The sequence below is a fragment of the Pseudomonas taeanensis MS-3 genome, from assembly GCF_000498575.2.
Taxonomy (GTDB): domain Bacteria; phylum Pseudomonadota; class Gammaproteobacteria; order Pseudomonadales; family Pseudomonadaceae; genus Aquipseudomonas; species Aquipseudomonas taeanensis.
Genome location: NZ_AWSQ01000001.1, coordinates 1,285,576 through 1,306,490, shown reverse-complemented (window position 1 = coordinate 1,306,490; position 20,915 = coordinate 1,285,576). Strand labels below are relative to the sequence as shown.

Sequence of the window (20,915 nt, the reverse complement as noted above, 5' to 3'; positions counted from 1 at the left end):
AAAACCAACCGCTGAGTCAAAAAAGCCTGACCCATGCGTCGGATAGTGACGACTAAACCACTAGCACGAAGATTGTTGCGCGCAAGCAACATAGCTTGTTGCAAACTACACTCACGGCGCTATCAGCGTGCCTTGACCCCCTTGGCAGGGCCCCTTAGCCTTGCCGATTACCGCCGAATCTAGGATCGCCCTAATGTTGCGCAGACTCTCTCTGGCTCTTGCCGTGGCCTCCGCTTCCGCCGGACTGGCCTGGGCAGAACAAGCCCCGCTGTCCACCAAAACGGACCTTATTACCGTTTACCAGGAAGCCGCCGACAACAATGCCGACCTGGCGGCCGCGCGCGCCGATTACCAGGCCCGCCGTGAAGTGGTGCCACAGGCCCGTTCCGGGTTGCTGCCGAACCTCTCGGCCGGCGCCACGATGACCGACACCCGCACCGCGATCGACTCGCCAGCCATCACCAGCTCCCGCAGCGGCACCGTGTATCAGGCCAACCTGAGTCAGCCGTTGTTCCGCGCCGACCGCTGGTTTCAGTTGCAGGCCGCCGAAGCTACCAGCGAGCAAGCCGCACTGGAGCTGTCTGCCACCGAACAGAACCTGATTCTGCAGAGTGCGGAAACCTACTTTGCAGTGCTGCGCGCCCAAGACACCCTGGCGTCGACCAAGGCCGAAGAAGCTGCGTTCAAGCGTCAACTCGACCAGGCCAACGAGCGCTTCGACGTCGGCCTGTCGGACAAGACCGACGTGCTCGAAGCCCAGGCCGGCTTCGACACTGCACGCGCCAACCGGATCATCGCCCAGCGCCAGGTGGACGACGCGTTCCAAGCGCTGATAACGCTGACCAACCGTGAGCATGGCGCCCTCGAGGGCATCCTGCACAGCCTGCCGATCCTCGCGCCAACGCCCAACGATGCCAAAGCCTGGGTCGATACCGCCGCGGCGCAGAATCTCAACCTGCAGGCCAGCAACTACGCGGTGGATGCCGCCGAAGAAACCCTGCGCCAGCGCAAGTCCGGCCATGCGCCGACCCTGGACGCGGTGGCCAGCTACCAGAAAGGCGATAACGACAGCCTCGGCTTCAGCAACTCCAGTACCAGTTTTGCCGGCCAACCTCGCTTCAATGGTGATGTCGAACAACGTTCAATCGGCCTGCAACTGAACATCCCACTGTACAGCGGCGGCCTGACCAGCTCGCAGGTACGCGAGTCCTACCAGCGCCTGACCCAGAGCGAACAGCTGCGCGAAAGCCTGCGCCGCCAGGTGGTACAGAACACCCGCAACCTGCACCGCGCGGTGAACACCGACGTGGAAACCGTGCAGGCGCGCAAGCAGTCGATCATCTCCAACCAGAGCGCTCTGGAGGCCACCGAGATTGGCTATCAGGTCGGCACTCGTAACATCGTCGACGTGCTCGACTCACAGCGCCAACTGTACAACTCGGTACGCACCTACAACGACGCACGCTACGACTACATCCTCAACAACCTGCGCCTCAAGCAGGCCGCCGGCACCCTCAGCCCGGCCGACCTGGAAGCCCTCGGCAGTTACCTCAAGCCGGACTACAACCCGGACAAGGACTTCCTGCCACCGGACCTGGCCAAGGCCGCCGAAGCGCAACTGCGCGGCAACCAGGATTACTGAGCCGTTGGCTGAGACAAGAAAGCCCGGACACTGTGCCGGGCTTTTTCATTTCCGCGTGGATTTCGCCGTACTGGCTGAGTTCGCCGCCACATAGCCCGGATGTAAACTGCGAGATCGGCCCCGGAGTACATCCGGGCGACGGCTAACCGAGCAAACGTCCCAGACCGCCCAGCAAGCGCTCCAGCGCGCCCTGATTGGCCCGCATAACCGCCAACCCCGCCTCATGCATCCGCACAGCGCGCGCCGGCTCACGCCAGAGCTCGGCCACCCGCTGCGCCAGCGCAGCGGCATCCGCCACTTCGAGCAAGGCGCTCGCCTCACGCAGCTGTGCGGCGATCTCGAGGAAGTTGAACAGGTGCGGTCCGCTGAGCACCGGCTTACCCAGCGCCGCGGGTTCCAGCAGGTTATGCCCACCATTGGCCACCAGGCTGCCGCCGACAAACGCCACATCCGCCAAGGCATAGAGGAACAGCAGCTCACCCATGGTGTCGCCCAGCAGCACCTGATCGCTGGCTTGCACTGCCTCACCACTGGAGCGCCGGCGAGTGTCGAAGCCCTCGCGTTGACACAGCTCGAATACCGAACCGAAGCGCTCGGGATGGCGTGGCACCAGAATCAGCAGCGCATCAGGCCAATGCTTAAGCAATTCACGGTGAGCGATCAACACCGCCTCGTCTTCGCCAACATGAGTACTCGCGGCTATCCATACCGGTCGCTGGCTGGCCTGCCACTGCTGGCGCAACTCTAGCGCACGGCGCGGCAGCTCGGGGTCGATGCTCAGGTCGAACTTGATCGAGCCGGTCACCTCGACACACGCGGCGCGCGCACCCAGATCACGAAAACGCTCGGCCTCGGCACTGGTCTGCACGGCGATCAGGCTCAGTTCGGCGAGCATCGGCGCAGTCAGCTTGGCGAAGCGCGCATAACCGCGCGCCGAGCGTTCGGACAGGCGAGCGTTGGCCAGCACCACGGGGATGTCACGGCGGGTACACTGATGGATATGATTCGGCCACAGCTCGGTTTCCATGATCACCGCGAGCCGCGGCTGCGCACGACGGAGAAAACGCGCAGCAGCCCAGGGCAGATCATAAGGCAGGTAACAGTGCTGCACCCGCCCCTGATACTCAGCCCCGCCGAACAGCGCCTGAATACGCTCGGAGCCTGTCGGCGTCATGCAGGTAAGGGTGATCGGCAACTGCGGGTAACGCGTCAGCAGTTCGCGAACCAGCGGCGCCGCGGCGATGCTTTCGCCCAGCGAGACCGCATGCACCCAGATACCACCGGGCTTTAGCGCTGGCAGACCCAGCGCAAAGCGTTCGCCGATGCGCCGCGCATAGGCCGGCGCACGCCAGGCGCGATAGGCCAGGCGCAGGGCGATCAGGGGCATGGCGAGGTGTAGCAACAGGTTATAAAGGGTACGATTCATGGGCGCGCAGCTTAGCAGAGTGACTGCCGTCAATCAGCCGATGGCCTGCAGGTGCTCGGCAAAACAATCGGCCAGCCAAAGCGCCGCAGGCCCCAGAGCCTCGTCACGTCGACAGACCAGTTCCACCACCAGGGGCGGCGGTGTCCAGTCACTGCGCAGCTCGACCAGCTGGTTCTGGTAAACCGGGTACTGCACGACATGTCGCGGCAACCAGGCCCACCCGAGGTTACGCATGAGCAGCTCGGCCATGGCGTAGAAACTATCGGCGCGCCATACCGACGGGCTGAGCTGTTCGCCACCGGGGTAATGGCTGTCCTGCAGCACCATCAACAACTGACGGTGCCGTGCCAATTCACGCCGATCAGCGTAGGGCCGACCCGCCAGAGGGTGGCCGACACCGCACACTGTGACCATCTCGATGCTGCCGAGGCGCTGACGCTCCAGCGCATCGGGCATCTGCTCATGGTGAAACAACAACCCGAGATCGGCCCGGCGCTCGAGTAGCTTGCGCGCGACCTCGCCCTGGGCACCGCTGGTCAACTGTACCTCCAGCAGCGGGAAGGCCTGGGCCAGCGCCTCGAGGCTGTCCAATACAGGCTGGTACGGCATCGCCTCATCCTGCGCCAAGCGCAATCGCGTTTCTTCCCCGCGCATCAGACCAAGCGCCCGCCCCTCCAGGCGCTCACACTGACGCAGCACCTCGCGCGCTTCCTCCAGCAGCAGCGTGCCGGCCTCGGTCAGACGCGGCTGACGGCCGCTGCTGCGCTCGAACAGCACTACGCCCAGGTCGGTCTCGAGCAGGGCAATGGCCGTGCTGACGGCCGACTGCGCGCGGTGCAATTGACGGGCGGCCGCAGAAAAAGACTGTAGTTCGGCAACGCTGACGAACAACCGGACCTGCTCCAGGCTCCACTGCACAAGCTATCTCCAATACAGATAGGTAATCACTTTATCCCATCAACCAAATGACTAGAATAGCCAACAGCACACACAGGAGTCTCATCATGACCGGCTACGTCTATCTCAGCATCGCGATCATTGCCGAAGTCATCGCCACCACGTCGATGAAGGCACTCGACGGCCTCAACAAACCATTACCCCTGGTGCTGGTGGTTGTCGGTTATGTGATTTCATTCTGGATGCTCAGTCTGGTGGTCAAATCCATTCCAGTCGGCATCGCCTACGCGGTGTGGGCCGGTCTGGGGATCGTCCTGGTGAGCATCGCCGCGACCGTGCTCTATCAGCAGCGCCTGGATATCCCGGCGATACTCGGCATGGGCCTGATTGTCAGTGGCGTGGTGGTGATCCAGCTGTTCTCGCACACCACCGGCCACTGATCGCACGAGCCGCCAGGCCCTCGCGGGTTATACTGCGCCTCTGTTTCCCCGACGAGGCGCGCGCATGTCCCAAGCTCTGACTACTGACGTTCTGATCGTCGGCGGCGGCATCGCCGGCCTCTGGCTGAATGCCCGCCTGCGCCGCCAGGGTTTCTCCACCCTGTTGGTGGAAAGTGCCTCATTGGGCGGTGGACAGAGCGTCAAATCCCAGGGAATTATCCATGGCGGCGCCAAATACGCCCTGCATGGCGCCCTGACAGGCGCCTCGGAAGCCATCGCCGACATGCCGCGACGCTGGCGCGAGGCGCTGGCCGGCAGCGGCGAACTGGACCTCGCTGCGGTACGCGTGCTCTCCGAGGCGCACTACCTGTGGTCGCCGGGCACCCTGGCCGGCAACCTGACCAGCTTCTTCGCCAGCAAGGCGGTGCGCGGCCGGGTCGATCAGGTCAAGGGCGAGCAGTTACCACCGGCGCTGCAACACGCGAAATTCAAGGGCAAGGTCTACCGCCTGGCTGAGTTGGTGCTCGACGTACCGAGCCTGATCACTCGCCTGGCCACGCTGGCAGGTGACAGCCTGCTGGCAGCCGAATGCATCGAGCCGCTGCGCGAGCAGGGTGACTTGCAGGGGCTGCGCGTCGACGGCCGCGAGATTCGCGCCCAGCGCATCGTCCTCAGCGCGGGCAGCGGCAACGCCGAGTTGCTCGGCACACTCGGCCTCAGTCAACCCGCCCAGCAACTGCGCCCGCTGCATATGGTATTGGTCAAGGGACCGACCCTGAAACCGCTGTACGCGCACTGCCTGGGCGGCGGTCCGAAGCCGCGCGTGACGGTGACCAGCCACCCGGCCGCCGATGGTCAATGGGTCTGGTACCTGGGGGGTGATCTGGCCGAAGCCGATGGCGTGGCCCGTGACCCGGCCGCACAGATCAGGGCCGCGCAGAAGGAAGTCGGCGACCTGCTGCCCTGGGTCGACCTGTCCAGCGCGCGCTGGGCGACTCTGCGGGTGGATCGCGCCGAGCCGGCACAATCGGGCCTGACTCGCCCAGACAATGCCTTTCTTGCCGACCAGGGCAAACTGCTGGTCGGCTGGCCGACTAAACTGGCCCTGGCGCCGGACTTTGCCGATCGCGTACTGGCGGCGCTCGACCGCGACGGCATCCAGCCCGCAGCTCACGCTGCGCTACCGCAGCTGCCTCGCCCTACAGTCGCCCAACCAATCTGGGAGGAGCTCCTCTGATGCACAGCCTGCACAACCTCCATCGCCCACTGGGCTCGACCGACTTACTGGTATCCCCGCTGGGTCTTGGCACGGTCAAACTGGGTCGCGACCAGGGAGTGAAATACCCCAAAGGCTTCACCATCCCCGATGACGCTACGGTTCGCCAGCTGCTCGGCCAGGCGCACGATCTGGGCATCAACCTGATCGACACCGCCCCGGCCTACGGCAGCAGCGAAACCCGCCTCGGCCCCCTGCTGCGCGGCCAACGCCAGCAGTGGGTGATCGTCAGCAAGGTGGGGGAAGAGTTCGACAACAACCAGTCGCGCTTCGATTTCTCCGCAGCGCATACGCGCTTCTCGGTGGACCGCAGCCTGCAACGCCTGGAAACCGACTATATCGACCTGGTACTGGTGCACTCGGACGGTAATGATGTCGCCATCCTGCGCGACAGTGGCGTCTATGAAACCCTCGCAGAGCTCAAGCGCGAAGGTAAAATCCGCGGCTTCGGTTTCTCCGGCAAGACGGTAGCAGGCGGCCTGCTGGCCTTGGAACAGGGTGACTGCGCGATGGTCACCTACAACCTCAGTGAGCAGGGCGAACTGCCGGTCATGGACTACGCTGAGCAGCACGGCAAAGGCATTCTGATCAAGAAGGCCCTGGCCAGCGGGCATGCCTGCCTGCAACCGCACGAAGACCCGGTACGTGCCAGCTTCGAGTTGATCTTCGCCCACCCGGCAGTCAGTAGCGCGATCATCGGCACCATCAGTCCGCACCACCTGGCCGAGAATGTCGCGACCGCGGCGGCGGTGATTCAGGACATCGCCTGAGGTCGCAGTAGTGCACGCCCCTACGCCAGCAGGAGCCGAAATGCCGCTCAGTCTAAGTCGCGAAAACCCCACCACCTTCAAGACCCAGCGGTTGTTCGTTGAAGCCGGCCCGAATGCCCTCAGCTATCAGAGCCTCGGCCAGCCGCTGAACTTCAGCCAGATGCTCGAACGACGTAAAGCGGTCGAGGTGAGCGACCCCCTGCATTTCGCTCTGGAACTGGCCAACCTAGGCGTTTCAGTGCGCCTTACCCTCAACTGGCAAGAACGCGACTACTGGGTACTGGTGCGCCAACGGCGCCTGGACCGTGGCGATATAGTGCTCAAACTGATCTCCGGCTACGTCCCTACGCACGAACTGAACCTGCCGCTGCTCACCGCCGTTCAAGAAGTCGCCGAAGAGTGCCTGCTGGAGACTCCAGAAGGCTGGCTGACCGGGCGTTTTGGCGACACCTGGCTGCCTGCTCCTTACCAAAAGACCCTGCACTATCGGAAAAACCAGCACTTCCACCTCAGCCCCCTCTCCGGCGCGGCACGACCGGTACATTGCGGCAAACAACCGCTACTCGAACGTCCGCGCGCTTATGTACATCTGCCAACCGCCTCCTTGCAGCTGGTCTACGATCTGCGCCTGACTCTGCCGAAAGCGGCCAAACAACTCAGTCTGTTCCATGTTGATGAACACTTGCAGGGCGATCAGCTGGTCGCCCTCCTGGATCGCTCCCGCCCAGATCTCTACCTGATGCCGCTGCAGCAGGGGCGACCGACGCCCGAGCTGTTCACTCTCAACAAGGGCCAGCTGCAGGCGATTGACTGCAGCGACCTGTGGCTGGCGGAAAGCTTCGCCGCGCAAGACGGCTGGCTGGTGCGCGACGAACGCATCCGTTGGGAGGACTGGCTAAGCCGAAGGCTCGAAAAAACCAACGGCGATCGCTGAGCGTCGCCCTGCCCCCCCTCCAGGTTCTGGCCTTCCCAGGGAAAATGCATAGTGAATCGCCCCTGGTTTCGTAGACACCTCCAAGCCTTAAACTGAGGCCCACTCGGACGTGCCATGAGCAACCAGTGTTTCCCCGAAAAATTCAAGGTCGAAGCGCTTAAGCAAGTGACCGAGCACAGACAGCCAGCACGGGGCACGCGACTAACTATTGGTGACCAGCGTTGCCAGCCAGCCCGAGGCGATCGAATACCCGCGAGTCACGATTGGAGCCAGGCCCGCAGAGCCTGACGTCCAACCCGCCAAGTCAGGCCTCAGAGCAACGCACGGTCCCAGCGTATGCTTCGTTTGACGATCCGCGCGGGGACCCCGGCGACTACACAGTTGCCTTCCTCGAAGGCCCGACTGACTACCGAACAGGCACCTACCACCGACTCTGGATGCAGCACTGTGCCCTTGAGTATCTGCACATCGCGACCGATCCATACGCGGTCGGCAATGTGCACGTCGCGCGCGGGGTTGAGGCGCTCGCCACTATGCGCCGCAAGGATCGAGTGTTTGTCGCCGGTGCGGATCAGTATCTCAGTGGACAGCATGCAGTCACGACCAATGTCGATGCTGGCGGCCTCGTCAACCAGCAGGTATGCCCCTTCCACCGTGGTTTCCGCGCCTATGCGGATATGCTGGCCACTGGTATTGCGCAGGTAGATTTTTCCGGAACGAAAACGCACCCGCGGACCTATATCGATCAGGTTGTCCTGGCCGTCCAGACGGATCTCGCAGTGACTTAGCTCGGTGCCCTCACCGACCAACAGGCGGTTGTTGCGGCCGCCCAGCTTGATAGTGACCTTCTTTAGCCTCCGCTGGACACTCAGGGGCACTTCCAGTCGGTTGCCCGGCTTGAGATTCAGGCGATTTTTATAGGCGAGATTACGCAGCAGCAGATAGAGCCATTGAAGCATAGGGGCCTCAGGAGCGATCCAGAATTTTCTTGACTATGGCGGTAGTCGAGCTGTTTTCCACCAGCCCCAGCACCCGCACCTCACCACCATAGGCCTTGACGATGTCGGCGCCGACAACCTGCTCGATGCCGTAGTCACCGCCCTTGACCAGCACATCCGGGCGCACCTGCTTGAGCAGGTTCTCCGGGGTGTCTTCGCTGAAGCTCACCACCCAGTCCACCGCACCCAGGCCGGCGAGTACCGCCATGCGCCGATCCACCGAGTTGATTGGCCGGCCCGGGCCCTTCAGGCGAGTGACTGAGGCATCGCCATTCACCGCCAGGACCAGCCGATCGCCTTGAGCGCGCGCCTGCTCCAGATAGGTCACATGGCCGGCGTGAAGAATGTCGAAACAACCATTGGTGAAAACGATCTTCTCGCCATGGGCGCGGGCATCGTCAATCGCCAGGAGCAATTGATCGAGGCTCAACACGCCGCGCTCCGAACCCGTATCGCGCTGAATCGCGCGGCGCAGTTCAGGTGCACTGATGGCGGCGGTGCCCAGCTTGCCGACCACAATACCGGCGGCCAGATTGGCCAGGGCCACAGCGTGGGGCAGCTCTTCACCGGCGGCCAGACTGGCCGCCAGGGTCGAAATAACAGTGTCGCCGGCACCCGTCACATCGAACACTTCGCGGGCGCGGGCCGGCAAGTGCAGGGCTGGGTGCTCGGGGCGCAACAGGGTCATGCCGTGCTCACCGCGGGTCACCAACAAGGCGCCCAGCTCCAGTTCACGCATCAGCTGTGCACCCTTGGCCACCAGTTCGGCTTCATCGGCGCAGGCACCGACCACCACTTCAAACTCATGCAGATTCGGGGTGATCAAGCTCGCGCCGCGATAGATGGAAAAGTCCTTGCCCTTGGGGTCGGCCAGCACCGGAATGCCGCGCGCCCGCGCCGCCTGCAACAAGACCTGATGATTCTGCAGGGCGCCCTTGCCGTAATCCGACAACACCAGCACCTTGACCCCATCCAGCAGCGCTTCGACCTCCAGCGCCAGGGCGCCGGCGTCAGTGTTGAACGGCTCTTCGAAGTCCATCCGCAGTAGCTGCTGGTGGCGGCTCATGACCCGCAGCTTGACGATGGTCGGCTGGCTGGCGATACGTTGAAAGCGGGTTTTCACACCCACGGCTGCCAGGCTGTTACTCAGGCTGTTAGCGGCTTCGTCTTCACCGGTCACGCCCACCAGCACAGCCGGCGCACCCAGCGCAGCAATATTTAGCGCGACGTTGGCCGCGCCACCCGGACGATCCTCGATCTGCTCAACCTTGACCACCGGCACCGGCGCTTCCGGAGAGATTCGCGAGGTGCCGCCATGCCAATATCGGTCGAGCATGACATCGCCCACCACCAGCACGTGAGCTTGATCGAAACGGGGCATGGACAACTTCATGTGGGCTCCGGGCCTCAAGTGGTGGCGCGTAGTTTATCAGGCAATATCCAATGGTGCGTCTTCATCCAGCCCCAGCGCATGCAGACGTGCATAGAAACCGTTAAGCGCCAACAAATCCGCATGAGTGCCACGCTCGACGATGCGCCCCTGATCCATGACTAGAATCAGGTCGGCCTTTTCAATGGTCGACAAGCGATGCGCGATAACCAATGTGGTCCGCCCCTTCATCACGCGATCCAGAGCTGCCTGAATATGTCGCTCGGATTCGGTATCCAGCGCCGAAGTCGCCTCGTCCAACACCAAGATCGGCGCATCCTTGAGTAACGCTCGGGCTATCGCCAGACGCTGGCGCTGACCGCCCGATAGCAGCACGCCATTCTCGCCCACCTCGGTGTCCAGACCATCTGGAAGCCTGTCGATGAACTCCTTGGCGTAGGCTGCCTCAACGGCCTGCTCGATCGCCTCACGCGGCGCGTCGGCCAAATCGCCGTATGCAATGTTATTGGCCACGCTGTCGTTGAACAAAGTGACCTGCTGCGTGACCAGCGCGATATGCCGTCGCAAGTTGCGCAGTTTGTAGTCCTCGACATCGACGCCGTCGAGCAGAATCTGCCCAGTCTCATGGTGGTAGAAGCGTGGGATCAGGTTAGCCAGCGTCGACTTGCCGCTACCGGAGCGCCCCACCAGGGCGACCATTTGCCCCGGCTCGGCGCTGAAGCTGATGTCATTGAGCACCGGCTTCTCACTACCCGGGTACTGGAAACTCAGCTGGCGCACTTCCAGACGCCCCGTAATCCGCTCGCGCTCGACACTGCCATGATCGACCTCAGGGGCTTCGTCGAGCTGCTCGAAGATGCTTTCGGCGCCGGCCACGCCTTTCTGGATAGTCGAACTGACTTCCGACAATTGACGGATCGGCTTGGGCAGCAGTCCCGCCGCGGTGATGTAAGCCACTAGATCGCCCGCAGTGGCATCACCGCGCAGAAATAGCACCAAGAACATCAACACTGCCATGGCGCTATAGATCACCAACTGCAGCATAGGGGTATAGACCGCGCCGGTCTTGGTCATGCGCAATTGCTTACTGGTGTTGTCCTGACTGGCGGCAGTAAACCGCCTGGACTCGTAACCCTCACCACCAAAACTGCGTACCACCCGGTAGCCCTGAATGGTTTCCGAGGCGACATGGGTGACATCGCCCATGGCCACCTGAATTTTCTTACTCTGCTTGCGAAACTTCTTGCTCGCGCTGCCGACCATTAACGCAATTATTGGCAGAATGGCCAGCATCACCAGGGTCAATTTCCAGTTCATCCAGATCAGGTAGGCGAACAAGAAGACGATCGTCAGCCCTTCACGAATCACCACTTTGATCGCATCGGTCGCGGCCCCCGTGACCATGGTCACATTAAAGGTGATGCGCGAGATCAGGTGGCCGGAGTTATGGTTATCAAAATAGCGGTTGGGCAAAACCAGCAGGTTATTGAATAGTGCGATGCGCAAGTCCTGCACCAGGCCTAGCGAGACCTTAGCCAGAAAATAGTTGCCCAGATAGGACCCCAGTCCCTGCCAGGCGGCAATTAACACGATCAACAACGGCACTACCTGCAGCAACTGCAGATCACGCAAATAGGGGACCGTTGGGAATAGCACCGCGTCCGGATTGGACAAACCATCGACAAAATATTTGAGGATGCCGGCGAGCATCGGCTGGGTCGAAGCGAAAATAATGAAACCCAGAATACTAATCAGAAACAGGCCGATATAAGGCTTCACATAGCCCAGCAGGCGAAGGTATATCTTCAGGCTGGAGACCTGGGTGGCTCTCTGATGCTGGTCGGTCATGCGCTCACGCTTAGGCTGGGCCGAAAAGGTCAGGGAGCTTAGCACAGCAGCGGCTAGCTCTTCCCGGCAGATGCTTTAAGATGCCGGCCATCCTAACAATCATTGGCCTGATCTAGTGCAGACATACCCCCCTCTGACCAACTCCGTGCAATCGCGCCTGGATAACCTCATAGTTCGCCACTGGCTGACGCTTGGCTACTTGGTGCTTCTGACAGGCCTATTCTGGGTTACCGATGGCAGTCTGTTCACCAAGCTCTATTACGGACTGGTCGCTGCACCCGCTCTGCTCGCCTTGATCATTGCGCCACACAACCTGCGATCAATTCTACGCGAACCCATGATACTGGCCTTCCTGGCTTTTTCGGGCTGGCTACTAGCCAGCCTGTTCTGGACGCGAGCCGATGATGGCCTTGGTGGCCTCGCCAAGCGCCCTCTCTACATTTTCATGATGTTCGCCAGCTGCGCATTGATCGCCTGCAAGGACGAGCAATTGCTGCTCAAGGTGTTGCGCGTCGGCGCCATACTCGGCGCCTTGGCTGCCCTGATCAACCTGTATCTCTACTTCGCCACCCCCTCAGCCGAGGGGCGCCTGATCGGTACCGGCTCGCTGCGTAACCCCCTGCTCACATCTCATGTACTGGGCTTTTTCAGCACTTACTGGATTGCCGCTTGGCTGACCCGTAGCGAGCGACATGACTGGCTGCCGATATTGCTCACGCTACCCCTGTTGGCCGCCCTGCTGGCCACAGGCTCGCGTACGCCACTACTTGCCCTGACCCTCACCAGTGTATGGATGCTCGCCATGAGCGGAAGACGCTCACTCTATCTGGTTGCTGCGCTCGTCGTTGCTGCGGGAGTCAGCCTCGTACTGATGCCCGAACTATTGCTGCAGCGAGGCCTATCCTTCCGCCCACAACTCTGGAGCGAGGCCATTAGCCAGGCCGGCGATCATTTATGGATCGGCCATGGCTACAACAGCAAATTCATATTCGCGGTGGAAGGGCTCAACCGCACACTAAGCGACCCACATAATGTCGAATTGGCTGTTCTCCTCGAACTCGGACTGGCCGGGCTTGGCTTGTGGCTTTTGATGTATGGGCTAGCGCTGCAGCGCTGCTGGCAACATAAGCACCAGGCGAAGTTCCAACTGGCCTCCGCCTTGATCGTGTACGGCCTATCGGCGGGACTGACGGAAGGTAGTAACTTTTTCTCAAGACCTAACGAGAACTGGTTTTTAATCTGGATTCCTCTGTCCCTGGTCGCAGCCTTGTCCATCCACCAACGCCTGCAGTACAAGCCATGAAAACTTTGAGCGAGATTGAACTGGACGCTCTTCTTCAGGACGCCAAAACAATCGAAGAAGATGGTTTCGGACTGAAGGTTGTCCGCTTGCAGGGCGGCAACTTCCTCAAACTCTATCGGCGCAAGCGCCTGCTTTCGTCCGCCCTGTGGTCGCTGCCAGCGTGCCGCTTTGCGAAGAATGCTGCGCGGCTACAGCAACTCGGAATTGCCGCCCCCGTCATTGAAGAGCTGTTACTGATCCCGGCTCAGCAATTAAATGCAGTGCGCTACACCCCATTACCCGGCGAAGACCTGCGTACACGCTGGCGCAAGCTGGATACGCTAAGGCTGGCTATAGAGATCGAGCACTTTGGGCGATTTCTCGGCGAACTGCATGCAGTTGGCGTTTATTTCCGCTCACTGCATCTGGGCAATGTCTTGTATTTACCCAACTCACAGTTTGGCCTGATTGATTTTTCCGACATGCAGATCAGCGGTCGCCCCCTTCCCCGCTGGAAACGTAAGCGCAATGTCCGGCATTTGCTGCGCTATGATGAGGACGCGCAATGGCTTGCAAATGCTCACCTAGAGGCGTTGATCCGTGGATACACGACGAGCGCCGGTGAGCAGGCTGCCCAGCGTTTGATGAGCGTACTCCAGGCCAATCGCAAGCCCCTGTTAAAGGCCAATAACAAATGAGCTTGGCTAGACTGATTGATTTTCGCGAAATTGCAGACGAGCGCGGCGCTCTGGTTGCGCTAGAGGGCGACAGCAACATTCCATTTTCGATTCGCCGGGTCTATTACCTCTACCAACTCCGCAATGACGTTCGCCGTGGCTTCCATGCACACCGCGCACTTGAACAAGTTGCCGTCTGCATAAGCGGCAGCTGCAGCTTCCTCCTGGATGATGGCCACACTCGCCAAACACTCAAGCTGTCTTCACCACACCAAGGCTTATGTATTGACCGAATGGTCTGGCACGAGATGTTCGATTTTTCCAGCGATTGTGTTTTGATGGTTATCGCCAGCGAACACTACGATGAGTCCGACTACATTCGCGACTATGAACAGTTCATTAAAGAAACCCTAGATGCCAAGCATTCATGAACTCTCAGATGTACAGAGCCCTCACATCGGTGAGGGGACCAGGATTTGGCAGTACTCGGTCATATTGCCCAACGCGCGAATAGGCAAGAACTGCAATATTTGTGCGCACACTTTAATTGAGAACCAAGTGGTGCTTGGCAATGAGGTCACCATCAAATCCGGCGTCTACCTCTGGGATGGCACCAAGATCGAAGATGGTGTGTTCATTGGCCCAAACGCCACCTTCAGCAATGACAAGCTGCCGCGCTCCAAAGCTTATCTAGCGCACTACAGCGCAGTGCTAATTAAACGGGGGGCGTCTGTTGGCGCCAATGCCACCATACTGCCCGGCATCACCATCGGCCAATTCGCCATGGTTGGTGCGGGCGCCGTAGTCACCAAAGATGTCCCAGCATTCGCAGTTGTCATCGGCAATCCTGCACGCATCGTACGTTTCCTGGACAAAGATGATTCCCTTCCTAGACCTTAAAAGTGTCAATGCTGCGCTACGCGCAGAATTACTTGAAGCTTGCGCACGCGTCATCGACTCTGGCTGGTACATTGCCGGCAATGAGTTGGCTGCATTCGAGCAGGAATTCGCGGCTTATTGCGCGACCACTCACTGCATCGGTGTAGCCAATGGGCTCGACGCGCTCACGCTGACCCTTCGGGCCTGGCAGGAAATTGGCCGACTCAAAGACGGTGATGAGGTCATCGTTCCAGCCAACACCTATATCGCTACGCTGTTGGCCATCACCGAGAACCACTTGACACCGGTTCTAGTGGAACCCGACGCGAGCAGCTTCAACCTTTGCCCGGCAGCTGTTGCAGCCGCCGTAACTCCACGCACCAAGGCGATCATCCCAGTCCATCTATACGGACGCCTGGCAGACATGCCGGCACTCCTAGAACTGGCCGATGAACATCGACTGCTGATTCTTGAAGATGCCGCACAAGGACATGGCGCCAGCCTGCATGGACGCAAGGCTGGCAACTGGGGTGACGCAGCGGGCTTCAGCTTTTACCCGGGCAAGAACCTTGGAGCACTCGGTGACGCCGGAGCCATTACCACCTCCAACGATGAGCTGGCTGAAACCTTGCGGGCGCTTCGTAACTATGGCTCCCATGAGAAATATCGAAACCTCTATCAGGGCGTGAACAGCCGCCTTGATGAGATCCAAGCAGCCATGTTGCGAGTGAAGCTAAAATACTTGGATCAGCAGACCGCGCAACGACGAAAAATTGCTCATTGCTATCTGGATAACATCAAGCACACTGCCATCTCACTCCCCACTTGGGGGCACGAAGAACAGCACGTCTGGCATCTTTTCGTCGTATTAAGCAAACACCGGGATCGCCTGCAGCATCAGCTGACACAAGCCGGCATACAAACACTGATCCACTACCCGATAGCCCCACACCAACAAAGCGCCTACCCGGAGTTCAATCATCTGCAACTGCCTATCACTGAGCGTCTGCATGCCGAAGTACTGAGCCTGCCAATGGGCCCCAGCATGACACTCGAACACGCTCATATAGTTGCTGAAGCAATCAACAACGCAGCACTTTGAAAGATTAGGTCGCAACGACACCAGAGCATGAAAAAAATATATAAGAACGGCTGGCGGCAAGGCTTCAGACTTTATCTGCTCCAGTGGCTACAAGGTGCCCGAAAGCTGAAATACAGGCTGCTTTCAGACAACCAACCAAGCAACATGCGTGGCCGCTTGAAGCAACCGGTCCTCTTTACCGGGAAGGGCGAAATCCGCATAGGTAAATCGACCATTGGCGTATGGCCGTCGCCGTTTTTCCTGAACGGCTATGCCCATATAGAGGCCCGGGAAAAAACAGCAACAATTATGATTGGCGAGAATGTTCACATTAACAACAACGCAGTACTGATAGCCGAGCGCAGCACGATAAGCATTGCAGACAACTCTCTGATCGGACATAACTTTTCGGCCTACGACTCAGACTTCCACAGCCTTGAGCCAAACCTGCGCAGCTCAGGGCTTCACTCGTGCGGGGCAGTCAGAATAGGCTCGAATGTCTTTATCGGCGCGAATGTGACTGTATTGAAAGGAGTATCGATCGGCGACAATAGCGTGATAGCCAATGGCTCCATAGTGAACGGAGATATTCCCGCAAATGTTGTTGCAGGGGGCATTCCGGCCAAGGTGCTCCGCCCCTTAGATACTCAAGAAACTCCGAGCTGAGACCCCACGACTCAGGTCGAAGTTTGTCCGGCCGGTAACAGCAAGCGCCCCAAGGCCCGTAGCGTCTTGCGATTCCAGAAACGCCACGGCAATTGGCTGAGCAACTCGCGGGCCAACGCTTTATCGTTCCGGGCGCACTTGAGCAGCATGGAGTTGATAAAGCGCGCGCAAACCTCGGCATGAGCGGGGTGCGCACTGAAAAGGGCATAAGTCTTCAGGACGTTATCAATCATGAAACGATAGTTTTTGTAAGTGTTACGTTCATGTGTCCGGTATTGCGCCAGTACCGCGTCCAACACATCAATCACATACCCCGCCTGAGTGATCTTCAGCTTTATCAGCAGGTCCTCGAGCCTGATCTCAGGATCGAACCCCCCCACCGCCTCCAACGCTTCTCGGCGAAACAGCATGGTCGGCGCAGGGGCGCCCGGCTGCTGCGAAAGAAAGATATCATCGAACGTCAGACGTCGAGCCGGCCTGAGTCGCTGCCTAGGCAGCACCTGACCAGCCTCATCAATCGTCTCGATATTACCAGCACAGATTCCCACTTCAGGCTTTCCACGCAGATGCGCCACCTGCAGGAACAAGCGATCAGGACGCATGATGTCGTCCGAACCAAAAGGCGCGATCAAACTTCCCTTAGCCCGTGCAATAGTGTCATTCAGTGTGCGCGACAATCCCTGGTTTGCCTGTACGCGGAAATCGAAACCATGGATGGCCTGCAGGCGCCGAATAACTGCAACACTGTCATCCTGCGAGCCATCGTCGACGACCAGCAACTCCACCCGCGGATACGATTGTCCAAGCACGCTGAGAATGCTTTGTTCAATGTATTCGGCGTGGTTGTAGGAAGGGATAATCACCGTCACTAACGGCTGTTCCAGATCCTGAACACTACTCATGAGGATGCTTGCTCCGCGCCCAGCGCTTGCTCGACTAACTGGTGATATTGTCGGCGAAAATCTTCAATGGCATGCGCGCTACGCAGATAAGCGTAGGCCCGCTCGCCCTCCTCGTTTCGCTGCTCTGTGTCGAGCCTCAAGATTGCGCGTAACTGCTCGGCCAATGCCTCGGCATCGCCAACCGGAAAGACCCGCCCGCCACAGTCCTCGAGTATCGGTCGCAAGCTGTCGATGTCCGAACCAACCACCGGCAAACGGCCGCTCATCCCTTCCAGCAGCGCCAAGGGCAGCCCCTCGCTCAGCGACGGCATCACGAACGCGTCGAAGGCGCGCACATACTGCAAGGCATCCTCACGAGCTCCGAGCAGGTGAACTCGTCCTTGCAGAGCATGACGCTCAATGGCTGATTCCAGGTCGGCACGAGAGCGGCCTTCGCCGATGATCGCGAGCTGCGCCTGTGGGTAGTCCGCCTGTAATTTAGCGAAGGCTTCGATCAGGTGGATATGCCCCTTGACTGGAACCAATCGGCCAATAGCACCGAACGTAAATGGCTCAGTGGCGAGGCCGAGCATCGCACGGGCCTTTTCGCGGGAATGCTGCAGGCCTTCGGCGCGCTCGATATCGATGGCATTGTTGATTTGCACAGTATTGCCTGAATCAAAGCCAGCACCGCACCCCAGCAAATAATCACGCACCGCACGCGAAACACCGACCAGCCGCCAATTCCCAGCCAGCAGTCGACGTGCCTCCCAGCGCCGGTAAGCACGGTCAAAATCGCCAATGCCGTGCTGCACACCAATGCACGCCGGAATCCGCAGCCAAGGGTTGAGTAGCATCAGCATATTAATGGGCTTGAACCGGTGAGCGATCACTACTTCGTAGCGCTCTTCTCGACACAATCGATAGAGACGCCATAAGGCCCGCAGGCGCAATCCTTTCAAGTCAGACTGACTGAAACCGAAATAGATCGAGCGAGGCGCTCGGCTCTCCGGCTCCCCACTGCCCGGACGTCCACGCAAAAAGGCGGTGGTCACCTCGAAACGCTCGGCAGGCAGCCCTTGAATAATCTGCTCGGCCAAGTCAGAAGCATTCACGTTGTAGCGAGCCTGCAACTGCAGCACTTTGATCCTAGAACTCATGCGTGTCGCCCCAACCATAAACGCAGAGCCTTGCGAACATAGGAGGCCCTGAGCAGAACACCCCAGTCGCACTGGAGTGCGGCGCGAAAGTATTGCTTGGCCGCCTGCACATCACCCGCCAGATAGGCGCTGCGAAACAACGACAGACTGCGCTGCACATGGAACGGCTTTTTCAAGGACTGGAACTCGCCCGGCAGCCGCAGGGGTGCAAACACTTCGTCCACCAGCGCCAGGCCACCGGCCTTGGCGTGGCTGAACTGGTGGCGCAGGCTGTCGTCGTGTTTGTGGATAAGCGCCAGTGGCTGATTCAACACCGTACACGGGTAATTGGCCAACGCCTGGGCGAACACAGGAATGTCCTCGGCGCTGCGGAACGCCTCTGGATAGTCTCCGCGCTCGAACACTTCGCGGTGCATGGCACAAGCGCCATTGGACAAGGCAATGCGCTTGTCCAGCAGATACGCCTTCAAGCGATCCAGCGGCTGCTCGGGCAGGACGGCAGACTCATGCTCCCGGCGTTTTCCATCGGGCGAGATGCTGATATGGCCGCCGATCACCAGGCGCGTCTGCGGCTGCGCAGTCAGGTGCTCGCGCAGTGCAGACAGCGCACCGGAGGCCATCTCATCATCGGCATCGAGGAAGATCAGGTAGTCGCCTGTCGTCTCGCGAATGCCCACGTTGCGTGCCGAAGAGGCACCGCCGTTGCTCTTGTGAACGACGCGAAAGCGTCCGGGATGTGCCACCAGCAGCCCGTCAAGCACCTGCCGAGTGCCATCCGTTGAGCCGTCATCGATAACGACCAGTTCGGCAGAGGCCGCATCCAGTTGCGCCAGCACCGACTCAACCGCACGCGGCAACACCGCCGCGTAGTTGTACGTAGGAATGACGACGCTAAGCAGTCGCTTAGCCGACATTTTCATGCCAGTCCATGCCGTCCTTCACCACCAGAATATCTTCCATGATCAAGTACTGAAGGTCCGAGCCATAGAACATATTCAGCGCATCGGTAGGCGAGCAGATCATTGGCTCGCCACGACGGTTCAGCGAGGTATTCAGCGACACGCCGTTGCCGGTGAGCTTTTCCAGTTCGAGCATCATGTCGTAGTAACGTGGGTTGTACTCGCGCTTGAGTACCTGGGCGCGAGAGGTGCCGTCTTCGTGCACCACTTCGCCGACGCGATCCTTCCACTCCTCGTTTACTTCGAAGGTGAAGGTCATGAATGGCGACGGATGATCGACCTTGAGCATCTGTGAGCCAACGGTATCGAGCATCGAAGGACAGAACGGGCGCCAGCGCTCGCGGAACTTGATTTGCTCGTTGATCCGATTAGCCACCCCGGGAATGCTCGGGCAGCCGATGATCGAGCGACCGCCAAGGGCGCGCGGGCCGAACTCCATGCGCCCCTGGAACCAGGCCACCGGGTTGCCATCGACCATGATCTGGGCAATGCGCTGCGGCATGTTGTCGATTTGCTTAAACACCGGCTTGCTCGGGTGCCGGGCGCAGGCGGCGATGACGTCTTCGTTCGAGTAGGACGGGCCGAGGTAGACGTGCTCCATCTTCTCCACCGGTACGCCACGGGCATGCGATACGTAGGCGGCGGCGCCGACTGCGGTGCCAGCATCGCCGGAGGCCGGCTGGACGAACAGTTCCTTCACCTCATCCCGGGCGATAATCTTCTGGTTCAGTTTGACGTTCAGCGCACAGCCACCGGCGAAGGCGATCTTGCCGGTCTCTTTGATGATGTCACCCAGGTAGTGATCCATCATCTGCAGCGCCAGCTTCTCGAACAGTGCCTGCATGCTGGCGGCGTAATGAATGTAGGGATCGTCGGCGATGTCGCCCTCGCGCTTGGGCCCCAGCCACTCGATCAGCTTGGGCGAGAAGTAGTAGCCCTTGCCCTTCTCCTTGTAGCGGCGCAGGCCAATGACGTTGGCGTACTCGGTGTTGATCACCAGCTCGCCATTCTCGAAGGTCGCCAGGCGGGAGAAGTCGTACTTGGAGGCGTCACCGTAGGGCGCCATGCCCATGACCTTGAACTCGCCGTCGAGCATCTCGAATCCAAGGAACTCGGTGATCGCGCCATACAGGCCACCGAGTGAGTCCGGATCGAAGAACTCCTTGATCTTGTGGATCTTGCCGTTTTCGCCATAACCGAAGAAGGTGGTGGCGTACTCGCCCTTGCCATCGATGCCGAGGATCGCGGTTTTTTCCTGGAAGCCCGAGCAGTGGTAGGCGCTGGAGGCATGAGCCAGGTGATGTTCGACCGGCTCGATCTTGATCTTCTTCGGGTCGAAGCCCAGCTGTTCCAGGCACCAGACGATCTTGTTGCGGTAGCGCTTGTAGCGCCGGTTGCCCATCAGGATCGCATCGAGGGCGCGATCCGGGGCGTACCAGTAGCGCTTGGCGTATTTCCAGCGGGCCTCGCCGAACAGGCTGATCGGCGCGAACGGAATGGCCACAACGTCGACGTCGGACGGTTTGATCCCCGCCTGCTCCAGGCAGAACTTGGCCGACTCGTAGGGCATGCGGTTCTTCGCGTGCTTATCACGCACGAAGCGCTCTTCTTCGGCAGCCGCGACCAGCTTGCCGTCAATGTACAGGGCGGCGGAAGGATCATGGCTGAGGGCGCCGGAAAGGCCGAGAATCGTCAGTGCCACAGGGTCT

20 protein-coding genes are annotated in these 20,915 nt (G+C 60.0%); 11 read left to right on the top strand and 9 right to left on the bottom strand.

Annotation, left to right across the window (positions count from 1 at the left end):
* Positions 1-193 precede the first annotated feature (193 nt).
* On the top strand, positions 194-1,642 hold the full coding sequence (locus TMS3_RS05640) for a TolC family outer membrane protein (RefSeq protein WP_025164283.1): 1,449 nt from the start codon (positions 194-196) through the stop codon (positions 1,640-1,642).
* Positions 1,643-1,784: 142 nt separating this feature from the next.
* On the opposite strand, the gene waaA is transcribed toward TMS3_RS05640, so the two are convergent.
* Positions 1,785-3,068, bottom strand: coding sequence for a lipid IV(A) 3-deoxy-D-manno-octulosonic acid transferase (gene waaA, locus TMS3_RS05635; protein ID WP_025164282.1), 1,284 nt, complete (start codon positions 3,066-3,068; stop codon positions 1,785-1,787).
* Positions 3,069-3,101: 33 nt separating this feature from the next.
* Positions 3,102-3,986 carry a LysR family transcriptional regulator gene (locus TMS3_RS05630; RefSeq protein ID WP_025164281.1) on the bottom strand — a complete coding sequence of 295 codons (885 nt, stop codon included), beginning with the start codon at positions 3,984-3,986 and terminating at the stop codon, positions 3,102-3,104.
* 86 nt (positions 3,987-4,072) lie between these two features.
* On the opposite strand from TMS3_RS05630, the gene TMS3_RS05625 reads away from it, so the two are divergent.
* The 4 genes from TMS3_RS05625 (at position 4,073) to TMS3_RS05610 (ending at position 7,385) form a co-directional block, all read left to right on the top strand.
* On the top strand, positions 4,073-4,405 hold the full coding sequence (locus TMS3_RS05625) for a DMT family transporter (RefSeq protein WP_025164280.1): 333 nt from the start codon (positions 4,073-4,075) through the stop codon (positions 4,403-4,405).
* A 64-nt stretch (positions 4,406-4,469) separates the two neighbouring features.
* A complete protein-coding gene (locus TMS3_RS05620) occupies positions 4,470-5,642 on the top strand; it encodes an NAD(P)/FAD-dependent oxidoreductase (protein WP_025164279.1) in 1,173 nt (390 codons plus the stop codon).
* On the top strand, positions 5,642-6,451 hold the full coding sequence (locus tag TMS3_RS05615; RefSeq protein ID WP_025164278.1) for an aldo/keto reductase: 810 nt from the start codon (positions 5,642-5,644) through the stop codon (positions 6,449-6,451). The genes TMS3_RS05620 and TMS3_RS05615 overlap by 1 nt, the downstream gene beginning before the upstream one ends.
* A gap of 40 nt (positions 6,452-6,491) precedes the next feature.
* Positions 6,492-7,385, top strand: a complete 894-nt coding sequence (locus tag TMS3_RS05610; RefSeq protein WP_025164277.1) for a hypothetical protein — start codon at positions 6,492-6,494, stop codon at positions 7,383-7,385.
* Positions 7,386-7,696: 311 nt separating this feature from the next.
* Here the strand turns inward: TMS3_RS05610 and TMS3_RS05605 are convergent, their stop codons facing one another.
* Genes TMS3_RS05605 through msbA form a run of 3 tightly spaced genes read right to left on the bottom strand, consistent with a single transcriptional unit; the run spans position 7,697 to position 11,621 of the window.
* Entirely contained in the window at positions 7,697-8,344 is a 648-nt protein-coding gene (locus TMS3_RS05605; RefSeq protein ID WP_025164276.1) for an acyltransferase, read from the bottom strand.
* 7 nt (positions 8,345-8,351) lie between these two features.
* Positions 8,352-9,776: a bifunctional D-glycero-beta-D-manno-heptose-7-phosphate kinase/D-glycero-beta-D-manno-heptose 1-phosphate adenylyltransferase HldE gene (hldE, locus tag TMS3_RS05600; RefSeq protein WP_025164275.1), complete on the bottom strand. Its 1,425-nt coding sequence runs from the start codon at positions 9,774-9,776 to the stop codon at positions 8,352-8,354.
* A gap of 36 nt (positions 9,777-9,812) precedes the next feature.
* The gene (msbA, locus tag TMS3_RS05595; protein WP_025164274.1) at positions 9,813-11,621 is read right to left on the bottom strand and encodes a lipid A export permease/ATP-binding protein MsbA; all 1,809 of its coding nucleotides are present in this window, start codon (positions 11,619-11,621) and stop codon (positions 9,813-9,815) included.
* Positions 11,622-11,823: 202 nt separating this feature from the next.
* Here msbA and TMS3_RS05590 point away from each other — a divergent pair, with 202 nt between their 5' ends.
* From TMS3_RS05590 to TMS3_RS05565, 6 genes are read left to right on the top strand one after another with little or no spacing between them, the layout of a single operon-like run.
* Positions 11,824-12,924, top strand: a complete 1,101-nt coding sequence (locus TMS3_RS05590) for an O-antigen ligase family protein (RefSeq protein ID WP_235576608.1) — start codon at positions 11,824-11,826, stop codon at positions 12,922-12,924.
* Entirely contained in the window at positions 12,921-13,601 is a 681-nt protein-coding gene (locus TMS3_RS05585; protein WP_025164272.1) for a BUD32 family EKC/KEOPS complex subunit, read from the top strand. The genes TMS3_RS05590 and TMS3_RS05585 overlap by 4 nt, the downstream gene beginning before the upstream one ends.
* On the top strand, positions 13,598-14,011 hold the full coding sequence (locus TMS3_RS05580; RefSeq protein ID WP_025164271.1) for a sugar 3,4-ketoisomerase: 414 nt from the start codon (positions 13,598-13,600) through the stop codon (positions 14,009-14,011). Before TMS3_RS05585 ends, TMS3_RS05580 begins: the two co-directional genes overlap by 4 nt.
* Positions 13,995-14,480 carry an acyltransferase gene (locus tag TMS3_RS05575; RefSeq protein ID WP_025164270.1) on the top strand — a complete coding sequence of 162 codons (486 nt, stop codon included), beginning with the start codon at positions 13,995-13,997 and terminating at the stop codon, positions 14,478-14,480. Before TMS3_RS05580 ends, TMS3_RS05575 begins: the two co-directional genes overlap by 17 nt.
* Positions 14,458-15,561, top strand: coding sequence for a DegT/DnrJ/EryC1/StrS family aminotransferase (locus tag TMS3_RS05570; protein ID WP_025164269.1), 1,104 nt, complete (start codon positions 14,458-14,460; stop codon positions 15,559-15,561). Before TMS3_RS05575 ends, TMS3_RS05570 begins: the two co-directional genes overlap by 23 nt.
* Before the next feature lie 27 nt (positions 15,562-15,588).
* On the top strand, positions 15,589-16,206 hold the full coding sequence (locus tag TMS3_RS05565; RefSeq protein ID WP_025164268.1) for an acyltransferase: 618 nt from the start codon (positions 15,589-15,591) through the stop codon (positions 16,204-16,206).
* An 11-nt stretch (positions 16,207-16,217) separates the two neighbouring features.
* On the opposite strand, the gene TMS3_RS05560 is transcribed toward TMS3_RS05565, so the two are convergent.
* Genes TMS3_RS05560 through TMS3_RS05545 form a run of 4 tightly spaced genes read right to left on the bottom strand, consistent with a single transcriptional unit; the run spans position 16,218 to position 20,908 of the window.
* Complete coding sequence (locus tag TMS3_RS05560; protein ID WP_025164267.1) at positions 16,218-17,108, bottom strand: glycosyltransferase; 891 nt, start codon at positions 17,106-17,108, stop codon at positions 16,218-16,220.
* Positions 17,105-18,247 carry a glycosyltransferase gene (locus TMS3_RS05555; protein WP_025164266.1) on the bottom strand — a complete coding sequence of 381 codons (1,143 nt, stop codon included), beginning with the start codon at positions 18,245-18,247 and terminating at the stop codon, positions 17,105-17,107. The genes TMS3_RS05560 and TMS3_RS05555 overlap by 4 nt, the downstream gene beginning before the upstream one ends.
* Complete coding sequence (locus TMS3_RS05550) at positions 18,244-19,167, bottom strand: glycosyltransferase family 2 protein (RefSeq protein ID WP_029866135.1); 924 nt, start codon at positions 19,165-19,167, stop codon at positions 18,244-18,246. The genes TMS3_RS05555 and TMS3_RS05550 overlap by 4 nt, the downstream gene beginning before the upstream one ends.
* On the bottom strand, positions 19,151-20,908 hold the full coding sequence (locus tag TMS3_RS05545; protein WP_025164264.1) for a carbamoyltransferase family protein: 1,758 nt from the start codon (positions 20,906-20,908) through the stop codon (positions 19,151-19,153). The genes TMS3_RS05550 and TMS3_RS05545 overlap by 17 nt, the downstream gene beginning before the upstream one ends.
* Between the last annotated feature and the right edge of the window lie 7 nt (positions 20,909-20,915).

Bases quoted from the DNA above. Each gene is read 5' to 3' on its own strand.
- waaA (WP_025164282.1), bottom strand. From the start codon at position 3,068: ATGAATCGTACCCTTTATAACCTGTTGCTACACCTCGCCATGCCCCTG.
- TMS3_RS05555 (WP_025164266.1), bottom strand. From the start codon at position 18,247: ATGAGTTCTAGGATCAAAGTGCTGCAGTTGCAGGCTCGCTACAACGTG.
- TMS3_RS05610 (WP_025164277.1), top strand. From the start codon at position 6,492: ATGCCGCTCAGTCTAAGTCGCGAAAACCCCACCACCTTCAAGACCCAG.
- TMS3_RS05575 (WP_025164270.1), top strand. From the start codon at position 13,995: ATGCCAAGCATTCATGAACTCTCAGATGTACAGAGCCCTCACATCGGT.
- TMS3_RS05560 (WP_025164267.1), bottom strand. From the start codon at position 17,108: ATGAGTAGTGTTCAGGATCTGGAACAGCCGTTAGTGACGGTGATTATC.
- TMS3_RS05615 (WP_025164278.1), top strand. From the start codon at position 5,642: ATGCACAGCCTGCACAACCTCCATCGCCCACTGGGCTCGACCGACTTA.
- TMS3_RS05570 (WP_025164269.1), top strand. From the start codon at position 14,458: ATGATTCCCTTCCTAGACCTTAAAAGTGTCAATGCTGCGCTACGCGCA.
- TMS3_RS05640 (WP_025164283.1), top strand. From the start codon at position 194: ATGTTGCGCAGACTCTCTCTGGCTCTTGCCGTGGCCTCCGCTTCCGCC.
- msbA (WP_025164274.1), bottom strand. From the start codon at position 11,621: ATGACCGACCAGCATCAGAGAGCCACCCAGGTCTCCAGCCTGAAGATA.
- TMS3_RS05565 (WP_025164268.1), top strand. From the start codon at position 15,589: ATGAAAAAAATATATAAGAACGGCTGGCGGCAAGGCTTCAGACTTTAT.
- TMS3_RS05585 (WP_025164272.1), top strand. From the start codon at position 12,921: ATGAAAACTTTGAGCGAGATTGAACTGGACGCTCTTCTTCAGGACGCC.
- TMS3_RS05625 (WP_025164280.1), top strand. From the start codon at position 4,073: ATGACCGGCTACGTCTATCTCAGCATCGCGATCATTGCCGAAGTCATC.
- TMS3_RS05620 (WP_025164279.1), top strand. From the start codon at position 4,470: ATGTCCCAAGCTCTGACTACTGACGTTCTGATCGTCGGCGGCGGCATC.
- hldE (WP_025164275.1), bottom strand. From the start codon at position 9,776: ATGAAGTTGTCCATGCCCCGTTTCGATCAAGCTCACGTGCTGGTGGTG.
- TMS3_RS05605 (WP_025164276.1), bottom strand. From the start codon at position 8,344: ATGCTTCAATGGCTCTATCTGCTGCTGCGTAATCTCGCCTATAAAAAT.
- TMS3_RS05580 (WP_025164271.1), top strand. From the start codon at position 13,598: ATGAGCTTGGCTAGACTGATTGATTTTCGCGAAATTGCAGACGAGCGC.
- TMS3_RS05550 (WP_029866135.1), bottom strand. From the start codon at position 19,167: ATGAAAATGTCGGCTAAGCGACTGCTTAGCGTCGTCATTCCTACGTAC.